General features: G+C 42.3%; 10 protein-coding genes. 8 read left to right on the forward strand and 2 right to left on the reverse strand.

Features of this window, described 5'->3' with window-relative positions:
* Nucleotides 1–379: 379 nt before the first annotated feature.
* The 6 genes from AB4375_RS13590 (at nt 380) to AB4375_RS13615 (ending at nt 6,015) form a co-directional block, all read left to right on the forward strand.
* On the forward strand, nt 380–1,408 hold the full coding sequence (locus tag AB4375_RS13590) for an amino acid ABC transporter substrate-binding protein (protein ID WP_017059701.1): 1,029 nt from the start codon (nt 380–382) through the stop codon (nt 1,406–1,408).
* A 71-nt stretch (nt 1,409–1,479) separates the two neighbouring features.
* Nucleotides 1,480–2,691: an amino acid ABC transporter permease gene (locus AB4375_RS13595; protein WP_372051798.1), complete on the forward strand. Its 1,212-nt coding sequence runs from the start codon at nt 1,480–1,482 to the stop codon at nt 2,689–2,691.
* Between the two features lies 1 nt (nt 2,692).
* Nucleotides 2,693–3,790: an amino acid ABC transporter permease gene (locus AB4375_RS13600; protein ID WP_372051800.1), complete on the forward strand. Its 1,098-nt coding sequence runs from the start codon at nt 2,693–2,695 to the stop codon at nt 3,788–3,790.
* A gap of 22 nt (nt 3,791–3,812) precedes the next feature.
* Nucleotides 3,813–4,577 (forward strand): amino acid ABC transporter ATP-binding protein, encoded by a 765-nt coding sequence (locus tag AB4375_RS13605; RefSeq protein ID WP_017059704.1) that lies wholly within the window; start codon nt 3,813–3,815, stop codon nt 4,575–4,577.
* 282 nt (nt 4,578–4,859) lie between these two features.
* Nucleotides 4,860–5,525, forward strand: coding sequence for a Bax inhibitor-1/YccA family protein (locus AB4375_RS13610; protein WP_017057206.1), 666 nt, complete (start codon nt 4,860–4,862; stop codon nt 5,523–5,525).
* 160 nt (nt 5,526–5,685) lie between these two features.
* Nucleotides 5,686–6,015 (forward strand): TusE/DsrC/DsvC family sulfur relay protein, encoded by a 330-nt coding sequence (locus tag AB4375_RS13615; protein WP_017057205.1) that lies wholly within the window; start codon nt 5,686–5,688, stop codon nt 6,013–6,015.
* Nucleotides 6,016–6,074: 59 nt separating this feature from the next.
* Here the strand turns inward: AB4375_RS13615 and yccX are convergent, their stop codons facing one another.
* Complete coding sequence (yccX, locus tag AB4375_RS13620) at nt 6,075–6,362, reverse strand: acylphosphatase (RefSeq protein WP_017059706.1); 288 nt, start codon at nt 6,360–6,362, stop codon at nt 6,075–6,077.
* Between the two features lie 88 nt (nt 6,363–6,450).
* On the opposite strand from yccX, the gene AB4375_RS13625 reads away from it, so the two are divergent.
* Nucleotides 6,451–7,854 carry a methyl-accepting chemotaxis protein gene (locus tag AB4375_RS13625; RefSeq protein ID WP_372051801.1) on the forward strand — a complete coding sequence of 468 codons (1,404 nt, stop codon included), beginning with the start codon at nt 6,451–6,453 and terminating at the stop codon, nt 7,852–7,854.
* A 128-nt stretch (nt 7,855–7,982) separates the two neighbouring features.
* Complete coding sequence (locus AB4375_RS13630; RefSeq protein WP_017059708.1) at nt 7,983–9,176, forward strand: class I SAM-dependent methyltransferase; 1,194 nt, start codon at nt 7,983–7,985, stop codon at nt 9,174–9,176.
* Between the two features lie 82 nt (nt 9,177–9,258).
* Here AB4375_RS13630 and AB4375_RS13635 read toward each other — a convergent pair whose 3' ends face one another.
* Nucleotides 9,259–14,112: a hypothetical protein gene (locus tag AB4375_RS13635; RefSeq protein WP_372051803.1), complete on the reverse strand. Its 4,854-nt coding sequence runs from the start codon at nt 14,110–14,112 to the stop codon at nt 9,259–9,261.
* Nucleotides 14,113–14,126 lie beyond the last annotated feature (14 nt).

Consider the following 14,126-nt stretch of genomic DNA (forward strand, 5'->3'; position numbering starts at 1 on the left):
TTCAACATTTCTTAAGTTTAATATTTCATCATTGTTATATGGATTCAGAATATTTATCTAGTCGATTATCAATATAAAAATCTAAATCTCGTTGCACCAACAGTGTGAACCGTTGCACTATTTACATTCACTTAACATTTGGTCATTCTAATTGTGTTCGGATTTGTGATTTCATTCAAAATTCTTTTTAAATTATACATTTGTGAAACTACGGATCCTTTCCTAACCTTATAAACAGTTGTTTAAATCGCACACAGTTTCATTTGCAAAATGCAACTCGTTTAATTTGAACAACAAGGTCATAGAAAACGCAACACATAAGAGAAACTCAAACGAGCACGAGTATCAGGTGTCACCTGGTTAACAAGGAAGGATACAAATGACAAATAAACTAACACTTCTTGCTTCAGTAGTAGCTGCATCAACTGCGATGATGGCAACATCGGCATCAGCGGCAGAAAGCACTCTGGACAAAGTCACATCTCAAGGATTTCTAACTTGTGGTGTAAGTACCGGTCTTCCAGGGTTCTCTAACCCTAACTCAAAAGGTGAATGGGAAGGAATTGATGTTGAGTATTGTCAAGCTCTTGCAGCGGCTGTACTCGGTGACAAGACTAAAGTTAAGTATGTACCTCTAACAGCAAAAGAGCGTTTTACTGCGCTTCAATCTGGCGAAATCGACGTACTATCTCGTAACACAACATGGACATTACATCGTGACACTGCTCTAGGTCTGAACTTCGTAGGCGTTAACTACTACGATGGTCAAGGCTTCATGGTTAAAAAAGAACTTGGCCTAACAAGTGCTCAAGAGCTTGATGGCGCTTCTGTATGTGTTCAATCAGGTACAACAACTGAACTTAACCTAGCCGATTACTTCCGTAACAGTGGCATGTCTTACAAGCCAGTGGTATTCGATACGGCAGCACAAACATCGAAAGGTTTCGACGCAGGTCGTTGTGACGTGCTAACGACTGACCAATCTGGTCTATACGCACTTCGCCTAAACCTAGCTGATCCTAAATCTGCAGAAGTACTTCCTGAAATCATCTCTAAAGAGCCTCTAGGCCCTGTTGTTCGTCAGGATGATGATCAATGGTTTAACGTTGCTAAGTGGACACTTTCAGCAATGATTAACGCGGAAGAATACGGCATCTCTTCTAAAAATGCAGACGAAATGCTTAAGTCAAAAGATCCAAACATCAAACGTATTCTTGGTGTAGACGGTCCTAAAGGTAAAGGCCTTGGCATTCGCGACGACTGGGGTTACCAAGTAATTAAGCAAGTTGGTAACTACGGTGAGAGTTTTGAGCGTACTGTTGGTACAGGTTCTCCACTTCAAATCTCTCGTGGTGTAAATGCATTATGGAATGCGGGCGGCTTTATGTACGCTCCACCAATCCGTTAATAAATTTTCAAGCATCAATTAGGGCGGAGTTTTCCGCCCTATTTATTAAATGGATTTGAGGTTATAGTAGTATGAAACCTAATGAAACTATTTCTCCAGCTCAGGCAAAGCCACAGCCACAGCCCAAAAGTGCCAACTTATTTTACAACCCCACTTTTCGCTCCATCATTTTCCAAATTATCGCCGTCGGGGCGCTTTGTGCTTTCTTTTACACGATTGTAAATAATGCACTCACAAACTTAGATTCCCGTGGTATCACCACTGGTTTTGATTTTCTCTCACAAGAAGCTGGTTTTGGTATCGGCTTAACACTGATTGAATACGACGAGACCTACTCATACGGTCGTACATTCTTTATCGGTCTTCTCAATACCGCTTTGGTTTCAGTACTCGGCATCATGCTAGCGACAGTGCTGGGCTTTAGTATGGGTATCGCTAGACTCTCTTCAAACTGGCTAGTTAGCCGATTTGCAGCTGTCTACATTGAGATATTCCGAAATATCCCTCTGCTATTACAAATCTTTTTCTGGTATTTCGCCGTTCTACAAGCCTTGCCTTCTGCTCGTCAAAGTATGAGTCTAGGTGAAGCAATTTTCTTGAACGTACGCGGGTTGTACTTCCCTGCTCCAGTCTTTGAGCAAGGCAGTAGCATTGTCATCGCATCATTGATTGTCGGTATTATCGCTACATTTATTATCAACATCTGGGCTAAGAACAGACAGAAACTGACCGGCCAACAAACACCGATGTTGCGAATTGCCGCTGCGTTGATTTTAGGCTTACCGTTGATAACTTACTTTGTTATGGGCATGCCTATCTCTGCAGATTACCCTGTGTTGAAAGGGTTTAACTTCAAGGGTGGTGTTACGATAATCCCTGAGCTTGCTGCATTGATGCTCGCTTTAAGTATCTATACAGCAGCGTTCATTGCTGAGATTGTTCGTTCAGGTATTAACGCGGTAAACCATGGGCAAACTGAGGCTGCGATGTCTCTAGGCATCCCACGTTCTAGAACTCTAAAGCTTGTCATTATTCCACAAGCATTAAGAATCATTATCCCACCACTAACCAGTCAGTATCTAAACCTGACCAAAAACTCATCACTTGCGATGGCCATTGGTTATCCTGATCTTGTCTCTGTATTTGCAGGAACAACACTTAACCAAACTGGACAAGCTATCGAAGTAATCGCGATGACAATGGGCGTCTACCTAACCTTGAGCCTATTAACGTCCGCTCTAATGAACATATACAACCGCAAAGTAGCGTTGGTGGAGAGATAAGATGAGTACACATCAATTTCAACCTGATCTTCCGCCTCCAGCGAATACCGTTGGGCCAGTCGGTTGGTTAAGAAAAAATCTATTTAATGGACCTATTAACAGCGTCGTCACTGTGATTCTTGCTTACTTTGCTTTCACCCTATTATGGGCAATAGCGGATTGGGCATTCATCAGTGCCGACTGGATAGGAACCACACGCGATGCCTGTACTAGCGAAGGCGCTTGTTGGGTTTTTATCAGCGTTCGTTGGGACCAATTCATGTATGGCTTCTACCCAGAAGCTGAACTGTGGCGACCTCGCCTCTTCTACGCAACGTTGGCCATTTTTGTAGCCTTACTGGCTTATGAAAAAACACCTAAACGTACGTGGATTTGGTTGTTCTTCGTCAACATCTACCCATTTATCATTGCCGGCTTGCTATACGGTGGCGTCTTTGGGTTAGAAGTTGTTGATACCCATAAATGGGGCGGCCTATTGGTTACACTGGTCATCGCACTTGTTGGTATTGTAGTGTCACTCCCTATTGGTGTTGCACTTGCTCTTGGGCGTCGCTCAGAGATGCCGATCATTCGCAGTATGTGTACCGTATACATCGAAATTTGGCGTGGCGTACCGCTCATTACAGTTCTATTCATGGCTTCAGTAATGCTGCCACTCTTTTTATCAGAAGGGACAGAAACCGATAAGCTCATTCGAGCACTTGTAGGGGTAGTTCTATTCAGTGCAGCCTACATGGCCGAAGTAGTTCGAGGTGGTCTACAAGCAATACCAAAAGGCCAATACGAAGCAGCTGATGCTCTGGGGTTAAGCTACTGGAAAAAGACCGGGCTTATCATTCTACCTCAAGCTCTTAAAATCACGATTCCTTCAATTGTGAACACCTTCATTGGTTTGTTTAAAGATACCAGTCTTGTTTTGATTATTGGTATGTTTGATGTACTAGGAATTGGCCAAGCCGCGAATACCGACCCTGAATGGCTTGGGTATTCAACAGAAAGTTATGTATTTGTCGCGTTAGTGTTCTGGGTGTTTTGTTTTGGCATGTCGAGATATTCGATATGGCTAGAAAACAGACTTCACACCGGTCACAAACGATAATTAACAAGATCAAGGACGTATTATGACGCAGCAGACAGAAAACAACTCTCAAGGTCTTATGATCGAGTTGAAAGACATGAACAAGTGGTACGGTGAATTCCACGTACTTAAGAACATCAATTTAGAAGTTAAAAAAGGCGAGAAAATCGTTATCTGTGGCCCTTCAGGCTCTGGTAAATCAACGATGATCCGCTGCATCAACCGATTAGAAGAGCACCAAAAAGGTCATATCTTCGTTTCAGGTAATGAATTAACGGAAGACCTAAAGAACATCGAAGCCGTGCGTAGAGATGTCGGCATGTGTTTCCAACACTTCAATCTGTTTCCACATCTGACGGTATTAGAGAACTGTACTCTGGCTCCAATCTGGGTCAAAAAGATGCCAAAAGAAGAAGCCGAAGCGATTGCAATGAAGTACCTAGAGCGCGTAAAAATCCCTGAGCAAGCGGACAAGTTCCCAGGTCAGCTTTCAGGTGGTCAACAGCAGCGTGTAGCTATCGCTCGCTCTTTGTGTATGAACCCTCAAGTGATGCTGTTTGATGAGCCAACGTCGGCGCTCGATCCAGAAATGGTTCGTGAGGTGTTAGACGTAATGGTTGAGCTTGCAGAAGAAGGCATGACGATGCTTTGTGTAACGCACGAGATGGGCTTTGCTAAAGAGGTCGCGGATCGCGTTATCTTCATGGATGCCGGTGAAATCATAGAAGAGAACAACCCTGTCGATTTCTTTGAAAACCCACAATCAGACAGAACGCAGAACTTCTTAAGCCAAATCTTACACCACTAATGTGTTATGATGCATAAACTACAGAGGCGGCTTAGGTCGCCTCTTTGTTTTCAGTGTTATAATTAGTTTTTCAAGATTATAAACAGCGATTCAGTGCGATTAAAATTGAACAACGAACCTTAACTGCACTTTAAGAAATACTTTGTTACACCTTCAGAAACACTTAACCGACTATTTTGATTATTATTTTAGGTATACAAGAGGAATGAGAGACTTGATTTTTCGAACTTTCACCCCCATAAATGTACTAATAACTATTGAAGTCACCTTACGAGGAAGATTATGAACAGCCCTATGTTTTCACGCACAGCATCTCAAGAAAGTGCTCTGCAAACCAATAAAGTGTTGCGTAACACCTACGCATTACTGTCTATGACACTACTTTGGTCTGCTGTTGTAGCAGGCGTATCCATGGCGATGAACCTTCCTCGCCCGGGTCTTATTATCATGCTAGTTGGCTTCTACGGCCTACTTTTCCTAACAGAAAAGAACCGTGACAACAGCATGGGTCTAGTCTTCACATTCCTATTTACAGGTTTCTTAGGCTACACCATCGGTCCAATCTTAAACATGTACGTTGGCGCAGGCATGGGTGATGTCATCCTAACTGCACTTGGCGGTACAGCACTGGCGTTTATGGGCGCATCAGCTTACGCACTAACAACTAAGCGTGACCTGTCGTTCCTTAATGGCATGCTATTAGCGGGTTTCGTAGTACTACTTGTAGGTATGGTTGCAAACATCTTCCTACAAATGCCTCTACTATCATTGGCAATGAGCGGTATGTTCATCCTGTTCTCGACTGGTGTTATCTTGCTTACAACGCAAAACATCATTCGTGGCGGTGAAACAAACTACATCTCTGCAACGATCAGCTTGTACGTATCGATCTACAACATCTTCATCAGCCTACTAAGCATCCTAGGCATCATGGGCAGCGACGACTAATCGTTCCCATCATTGAAGAATATCTAGCCCAAGAGCCTACCTCTTGGGCTTTTTTGTATCTATAAGTACGATATTTCATTGGATAGCTACAATTTCTGTTGAGAAAGACAAACTTGGTCATGTACCCTATCCGCATAGTTAATTGGATTCTGGATTAAACATGTTTGAATATAACGGCAAGCAAATCGAAACCGACGCTCAAGGCTACCTATTGGATTACACGCAATGGGAAGAAGGCATGATTGAAATTCTTGCTCAAGACGAGGCGATTGAACTTACAGATGCACACTTAGAAGTCGTACATTTTGTAAGGAGCTTTTACGAAGAGTTCAACACCTCACCAGCGGTTCGCATGCTCGTTAAAGCAATGGAAAAAGCTCACGGCCCAGAAAAAGGCAATAGTAAGTACCTTTTCAAGTTATTCAAAAAAGGTCCTGCAAAACAAGCGACCAAGCTCGCCGGTTTACCTAAACCAGCAAAGTGCTTGTAAAACCTAACCCGCTTTAGGTCATTAAGTTACGTTCAATATAAAATACTGTAGTGCTACAACTACAGTATTTTAAACGCCCCTATGCGTACGTCTTGGCGCTCACTATCTTTAACTTGATGCATCACAACGTTGTCTACTGTTGCGCTCGAAGGGCCAATATAGAGCCAAGCATGTAACTTCTCAATTTGCTGACTCTCTCCGACAACTAACACTTCAACTCGACCATCATTTAAGTTCTTTGCATAACCTGAGAGACCCATAGCTTGCGCCTGCCTACTGGTGTGGTAACGGAACCCAACACATTGAACTACGCCTGACACGACAAAAATATATTGTGAACTTTCCATAACGTTGCCTCATAAATTATATGAATGATATAGTCGAGTTTCTATTCATTCACCGCTTATTGGTGGACTTACTTCGAGTATAACGATTATGAAAGAAATCCCATTTCGTTGGATTGACAAATATCTCATTCACCTAAAAATCCAAGAAAAGTTCTATCTACTCTTCTTATTGCCTCTTCTCGCCCTGGTTATATTAACTCTCGTTTTAGATAGTGCCGCGGACTCTTTACTTGCTCACCTTTATCAAGAAGAAATGCTCTTGATGAAAGGGCTTATCGAAGCGGGTCAACTCACTAAAGATCAAGTAGCTCAGCTTGTCAGCAGCTCTGAAACCATCTCTTTAGGCTACGGTGCTGGTTCTGTTTCAGTGATGAATGGAGCGTTCAGCCTAGTTGCTAACCATGACCAAAACCTTGGGTCTGCTCTATCGACGACTCAGGTTTCTATCATCGCTGTAACCCTAACGCTTATCGCACTAGGTGTTTACTACATCATGACCTTTATTGGCGGCGCGATGTTCTCTATGAACAAAGCTCTGAACACGCTTGCGAATGGCGACTTAACTTGCCGCATGAACTACTTCTTAGTTCGTGACGAGTTCAGTGAAATCGCGATTACAATCGATAAAGTCGCTGAACGTGAGCAAAACATGGTTCTATCAATCCAAGAGTCTGTCGCTCTCATGCAGCAGATCAGCTCGGACTTGAACCAGTCAACACAACAAAGTTCAGACATCTCAGGTAACCAACAAGAACACCTGAATAGCTTAGCAAGTGCAACGGAACAAATGGCGGCTACCATTCGCGAAGTCGCTACCCTTGCTCATGCGTCTAGCTCACAAACGATGGACGCTCGCGGCGTTGCTCAGAGCGGTCAAGTCAAGGTTTCAAATACACTGGAGTCTATCTCTAGCCTATCTCAAGAGATCCAGTCCGCTTCACAAGCAGTAGAAGAACTGGATGCCAACGCGGCGCAGATCGATGAAGTAGTCACAACCATCAACGGTATTTCTGAACAGACTAACCTGTTAGCGTTGAACGCAGCTATCGAAGCCGCACGTGCTGGCGAGCAAGGTCGTGGATTTGCTGTTGTTGCCGATGAAGTTCGTGCCCTTGCCGGTCGTACTCAGCAAGCAACGGTTGAAATCCAAAGCATGATTGAATCATTACAACGTAACAGTCAATCACTGACCAAGCTGATGGAAGTCACGGTGAACAATGCTAACGAAGGCCAAACACTGATGTCAGAAGTGAACGTCGAGATCGGTTCATTAGCGGAAAAAAACCAGTCTATTTCAGATAGCAGCACTCAAATTGCTACCGCGGCTGAAGAACAAGGCGTAGTCGCTGACAACATTGCACAGAGTGTTGAAGAGATTCGTCATCAGTCAGACAGTATCTGCGAGATGATCAGTAAGAGTAATTCCAATGTTGACCAACTTCGTAAACAAAGCGATACGATGGAAGGTTTGCTGACAGGTCTTAAAGCTTAATACTGATATCCACCACAATGTGTTGATTAATCATTACTAGGGCTGCTTCTGCAGCCCTTTCTTATTTGCTTTTCACCTGCACTTCCCCGACAATACCCCTCCTTCAAATTCAACAAACAGAGTAAATTATGACTCCTTCAATTCATCTAGCTAAAGGCCGAGATAAATCACTACGCCGCAAACACCCTTGGGTATTTTCACGCGGTATCGATAAGGTCGAAGGCGAACCAAAACAAGGTGAAACTGTAGACGTATATGCTCAAAATGGTCAGTGGCTTGCAAAAGCGGCTTACTCACCAGAATCTCAAATTCGAGCTCGTGTTTGGACATTTGAAAAAGAAGAGATCAACAAGGCGTTCTTCGTAAAACGAATTCAAGACGCACAGTCTTTACGAGAAGACATTATCGAACGTGATGGTCTAACGGGCTACCGCCTAACGGCCGCAGAGTCTGATGGCTTACCAGGTATCACAATCGACAAATACCAAGACTTTCTTGTTTGCCAACTGCTAAGTGCTGGCGCTGAGTTTAACAAAAGCGTATTGGTTGAAGCGTTAATCGAGTGCTTCCCTGACTGCAACATCTACGAGCGTTCAGACGTGGCAGTTCGTAAGAAAGAAGGCCTAGAACAAGTTGTCGGCGTTCTTCATGGTGAAGAGCCACCAAAATCTATCGTGATTGAAGAAAATGGCGTTAAAATCAGCGTGAACATTATGGAAGGCCACAAAACAGGCTTCTACATGGACCAACGTGATAGCCGCAAAGAATCGATGAAGTACGTTAAAGGCAAAGATGTCCTTAACTGTTTCTCATATACAGGTGGCTTTGGCCTTTACGCACTTAAAGGCGACGCGAAGCGTGTTATCAACGCTGACGTATCTCAACTTGCTCTTGATACCGCTAAATTCAACGCTGAACTTAATGAGTTTGATATCTCGAAAAAGCGCGCTGTATTCCTAAACGCTGACGTTTTCAAACTGCTTCGTGAGTACCGTGATCAAGGCACTAAGTTTGACGTAGTGATTATGGATCCGCCAAAATTTGTTTCAAGCAAGAATAACCTAACTTCAGGCGCCAACGGCTATAAAGACGTTAACATGCTTGCAATGCAAATCCTGAAACCAGGCGGCACTCTACTCACCTACTCTTGCTCTGGCTTAATGGGTACTGATTTGTTCCAAAAAATCATTGCTGATGCAGCATTAGATGCAGGCCGCACTGTTAAGTTCGTAGAACGCTTCGAGCAAGCAGCCGACCACCTAACAGACACTGCCTACCCAGAAGGTTTCTACCTGAAAGGTTTTGCTTGTAAGGTTCTTTAAGCCTTGAGCTTTAGACTCTATTTTATATGACAAAACAGACACATTAAAAAAGGGCCTTTCGGCCCTTTTTGTTATTCATGAATTAAGAGTTTGGTAGGTTAGTCATTAGTGAATTTACTAAATTCGTCAATTCATCACCGGAATAAACACCAGAAGAATCGACGTCAAAACCACTAAGATTACTTGCTTGACCCTGTAATACTATAGTTTGAGAACCTTGATCACTAGTAATGGTTAACTCTAGGTCTTGGTTGTTATCGCTAATCTTAGCCGACAAATGTGCAAGAACATCATCCATTGTATTTTCATCATGAAGGAGTTCAGATAAATCAATACGGTCACTGCCAACTTCAAAGTCAGTAATAACGTCTTGATAGTTGTTCAAAGGTTCATCAACCCACTTGAAGATATCATCACCGTCGCCACCAGTTAGAATGTCATCACCTAAACCGCCGATTAAGATATCGCTACCGTCGCCACCGAGTAAAATATCGTCACCAGTTGCTCCTAGAAGTACATCATTACCGGCATGACCTAAGATGATGTCATCTTGTTCAGTACCCTGGAACTGATCATCGCCTGTCGATGCGTTAAACGAAGAAGTAGGTGCAACATTTACCTCGCCGCTAGGGCTCAGATTTAATGTAATCAATTGCTGTGATTGAACGCCTTGACTGTCCTCTACAGTTACAATAATTTCAAATGCAACAGCTTTACCGGTTTCAATTGCCGCACTGCTACTTGATGGTTGGAAATAGTACGAACCATCTTGTGCAACCCGGAATTCTCCGTAACCAATATCAACAAACAGTTCATTCCCGACAGTGTCTTTGGTAAATGTTAGACCTGTTGGCAGGTTAATGGTGTTTCCATCAGTATCGACTTTCTGAATCACTGACGCTTTGCTCTCATCAATCATTACTGCTACTGCATCTAGGCCAGATAGAGATAACAACAACGAACCAGCAATACCGATTGTTGGGCGAAGTTTTGGTAATTCCGTTGTGATTGATGAGTCTGGAATGTATACAATTTTTCCATTACTGCCTGCGACTTCAGTTAGACCGCTTACAGGAACGCTATTTGCACTGCCAATTCCAACAGCAGTCACATCTTTGTCAGCAATGAATGTATCCCAAGCACTGTTAGTTTCGCTGTCCCAATTACCGTTATCTCGACCATCACTTAAGAAGTAAATAACATCATTGGTTTCATCAGATGACAAACCTGAAACTGGAGAAAAATTATAACCAGAGATTGCAGCCTCTACTCCATCTTCATAATCCGTTCCACCTTGCGCATCGAAGATACCCTTGTAATTGTTCTCATCTACTTTTTCTTGTGCTGTCGTCAAAATAGCGATGGCTTCAGCAACGGTTTTCCATCCTGTATTCGTAGCTTTAGAATCAAAATCTATTAACTGTACTAGAACATCTTCACTGCCTTCTTGAACAGCTACGTTTTCCAATAGATTTATTGAAGCTTGCAATACGTACTCAATTCTCATGTCGCTTAGACCACTCGGAGTACTTGCCATACTTCCAGAAGAATCAATAATCAGAGTAATAACTGTTGTTGGTACGCTCCCGCCTTGCTCTGCTATGATATCGCTAGTTTCAGCAACATTAACACTGGTGCTCGCTGTTGAAACGTTTTCATTCACATCAACAGCAACGACTTCAACGTCAACATCTAACTGTTCACCTGAAGTATCTCTTACTGCAAGATTGTTATAGTTAATCTGCTGTGTAGTGTCACCTTCAATATCAATGACCCAAACAGATTCATCACCACCGGTTACGAAACCACCAAGAACATTACCAGTATCTTTATCAATAATTTCTGCAGAATCTGGTAACCCGGAAATTCTAACTTCATCTAGGTACTCACTACCGTCTGTATCTGCTACCGAAGCTGTTACTGTAAAGCCAACGTCTTGAAGTACATTAAATGTTCCATCTTCATTCAATTCAACAATGGCATCAGCAAAAATCAAGCGTTCAATTTGATACAGTTTATCACCAGTACTGCCCGACTCCGGTGTGTCGCGATTCAAATTATCTACGATTGTCCAATCATGTAAGGTCGTCGTATCACCAACAAAAGTTAGATTGTATTCAGAAAAGTTACCTTCATATACTGCTGTATCAATAGCGCTTGCAGCATCCAAAGAACCTGTACCGCCAGATATATGATCATCTCCATCACGTCCAACGAAAATATCAGAACCGCTGCCTCCTGGGTTTGTATTAGCATCTCCAATCAAACTATCACCAGAGCTTACATCAGAACCAACGATTAAATCATTTCCTACTGTCCCCGTTGTTTGACCATATTGATTCATTACAGTATGACCAAGTTCAGCATAATCACTCTCAGTAAAACTGGTATTAGCGTCAGCATTAACGAGCTTAGTATGCAGTGCATCACTAATTACAACATTTGAAGCATCCCCAAATACTACTGTGACATTAGGTTTATCGGCTACAGCATTTACCGTAAGTGTTGCAGTACCTTCAGTAGATTTGACTCCATCTGAAACAGTAACTGCGAACGGTACACTATCGAAATGTTTATCCGAAGCTGGTGTAAACTCTGCAGAGGTCACTTGCCCTTCTGAATCTATTACAAGCTGAACAAAACCATAAGATGGGTCAACCGTTACATCTGTAATAAATGTCTGGTCTCCATCAGCATCAGTGATATTAAGCTTCTCCAGAGACAAGCTAACAACCTGATCTTCGTTTGAAGCATCAAACTGAGAGTCGTTCAAAACTGGTGCTTGATTTGTTGAATCTTGTGTACTTGAAGTTGAAATAGTTATAACACCTGTATCGGTTCCTTTGTCACTGTCTGTAACTTCATAGGTGATTTTTTCAGAAACAATCGCATCTAAAACTTCAACACCTTGCAATGTGATATTTGAGTTCGATCCATTTGATAGGTCCCCATTAACTGTATATACGCGAATCTCATCAAACCCACCATCAAGCTGAATATTTGCAGTGAATTCACCACTTCCATCATAAACGGCAGAATTACTATCATCGTCAAAGATGTAAGGGTCATGGCCTACCTGAACACCATCTTTAAACAGGATAACTTGTATCTCAGCATCAGCAGAATTGCTGTCAGCATAGTTAGCCCAAACACTACCAAAATCGATATTAACCTCAGTTACTGTTACCTCACTTGCATTAGAATCACCAACCTGAGTAAAGTCTATAGATATATAATCTTTAGTTGAGACGTCAAGTTCTTTATCACCTACACCTAACCCCGACTCATTCACTGCATTATCATAATGCAATGTTTCAGGTGTTAATGTGCTAGATGAATCTGGTCTATCACCATCGAAACGACCACCAGAAATGATTACTCCGCTGCCCAATGTATAGGTTGTCTCTGAACCACTAATGTTATTAAAATCTTCAGACGCATCAAAAGACAGGTCTGAGTTTATAGTCTCATCAAGTACATATTCGATTTGGGTGTCTTCAGTTAGAACTGTATTTTCATCAACTAATGTACGAGTATCACCATCAACCACATATAAAGAACCAAGCTCAGGAAGATCAATAATCGAAAGTTGAACATCTTTATTATCAGTACTGCTTAAATCGTCTTCAGCGTCACTTACGTGAGAATCGAAAGTGAACTGTGCTGTCTGCTCTGTACCTAAGTCAATACTAAAACTAGATGCACTAGGGCCGATATTGGTAGATAACGCATCAGTCCCAATAAATTGCGTGCCTGCAGGCTGATTTTGATATGTTAACTCTGCATCAATATTCAGCTCACCGTCTACAACCGTATCCATATCAACATCAAAGGATAAGGAGCCAGAATCTATATCAGATTGAGTAAGAACTTTAGTTTCAGTAAGTTGACCTTCAACTTCTATCGACAGCGTGGCACCGACTGCAGCACCAGCTGGCAGTGTCACATTATATGAAACCACAGGTCTATCACTGTTAATGAATTCGTCTTCATCCCTTACAATAGTAACTGAAGGGGCAAAGAGTTCTTCAACAGTTTTACCACCATCAGTGAAGTTGAAGTTTTCAAACTCGATGAAAGTGTTCACATCACTATTACTTTCAGTGATAGTCACTGAACCATCAGCGTTTAACTGTACTAAAGCTGAATCCAAAGAGAAATCAAACACAGCGGTATCTGTACCAGAGCCACCATCTACAACTAATCTGTTATCTATGTCGTCTACTGTGGCATTAAATTGATCATCTCCCCCACCAAGTAAGACGAAGTCATCTGTAGTTTCTTGCTGTGCTGGGTCAAAATCACCATGGTAGTAATGTACGGTATTCGATGATTCACTAGTGTTACCGTAATTATCAACTTGTTTGGCTGTAAAGAATTCGTTGTCATTAACTGATGTAGAAACCAGGTTCGATATATCAGTGGTCCAGTTACCATTACTGTCGACTGTAATCGGAGCTACATTCACCTGATTACTGTCTTCATCGAATAGTAATATTGTTAAGCCAGGCTCACCAGTACCACTCAATGTAACTTCAGAATAATCACTAGCTGCAGAATCATCTGAGATATTTGTAATTACAGGAGATTCCGGAATATCTGTGAACACAAAGTAACGCTCTGTATTAGAAGCAACAAAATCGTTACCAGCATCGTCACTTCCAGTCACAGTAGCGGTAAGATCTGCAGGGTTACCCATAATAAGATTCGAACCATGTGTGACTAACTTGAACGTATTGTCAGCTAGAACTACCGTCGAACCGATAAGAACTTTGCTATCTCCAACCCCCAAGTAAATATGTACAGTATCCCCTTCACTTGCATCACCAGAAACTTTACCTGTTATCTCTTGATCAGATGAAGCTTCTTCAGCATTAACAAGCCCATCACCAGTAACTTGATCGATATCTATACCGGCTCCTGCAGTGGTGTCCAACGTCGCGTTTTCGC

Source organism: Vibrio sp. 10N.261.51.C6 (assembly GCF_041471785.1).
GTDB lineage: Bacteria > Pseudomonadota > Gammaproteobacteria > Enterobacterales > Vibrionaceae > Vibrio > Vibrio crassostreae_C.

Excerpts from the sequence above, each read along its gene's own strand:
- AB4375_RS13590 (WP_017059701.1), top strand. The coding sequence starts at position 380 with ATGACAAATAAACTAACACTTCTTGCTTCAGTAGTAGCTGCATCAACT.
- AB4375_RS13595 (WP_372051798.1), top strand. The coding sequence starts at position 1,480 with ATGAAACCTAATGAAACTATTTCTCCAGCTCAGGCAAAGCCACAGCCA.
- AB4375_RS13600 (WP_372051800.1), top strand. The coding sequence starts at position 2,693 with ATGAGTACACATCAATTTCAACCTGATCTTCCGCCTCCAGCGAATACC.
- AB4375_RS13605 (WP_017059704.1), top strand. The coding sequence starts at position 3,813 with ATGACGCAGCAGACAGAAAACAACTCTCAAGGTCTTATGATCGAGTTG.
- AB4375_RS13610 (WP_017057206.1), top strand. The coding sequence starts at position 4,860 with ATGAACAGCCCTATGTTTTCACGCACAGCATCTCAAGAAAGTGCTCTG.
- AB4375_RS13615 (WP_017057205.1), top strand. The coding sequence starts at position 5,686 with ATGTTTGAATATAACGGCAAGCAAATCGAAACCGACGCTCAAGGCTAC.
- yccX (WP_017059706.1), bottom strand. The coding sequence starts at position 6,362 with ATGGAAAGTTCACAATATATTTTTGTCGTGTCAGGCGTAGTTCAATGT.
- AB4375_RS13625 (WP_372051801.1), top strand. The coding sequence starts at position 6,451 with ATGAAAGAAATCCCATTTCGTTGGATTGACAAATATCTCATTCACCTA.
- AB4375_RS13630 (WP_017059708.1), top strand. The coding sequence starts at position 7,983 with ATGACTCCTTCAATTCATCTAGCTAAAGGCCGAGATAAATCACTACGC.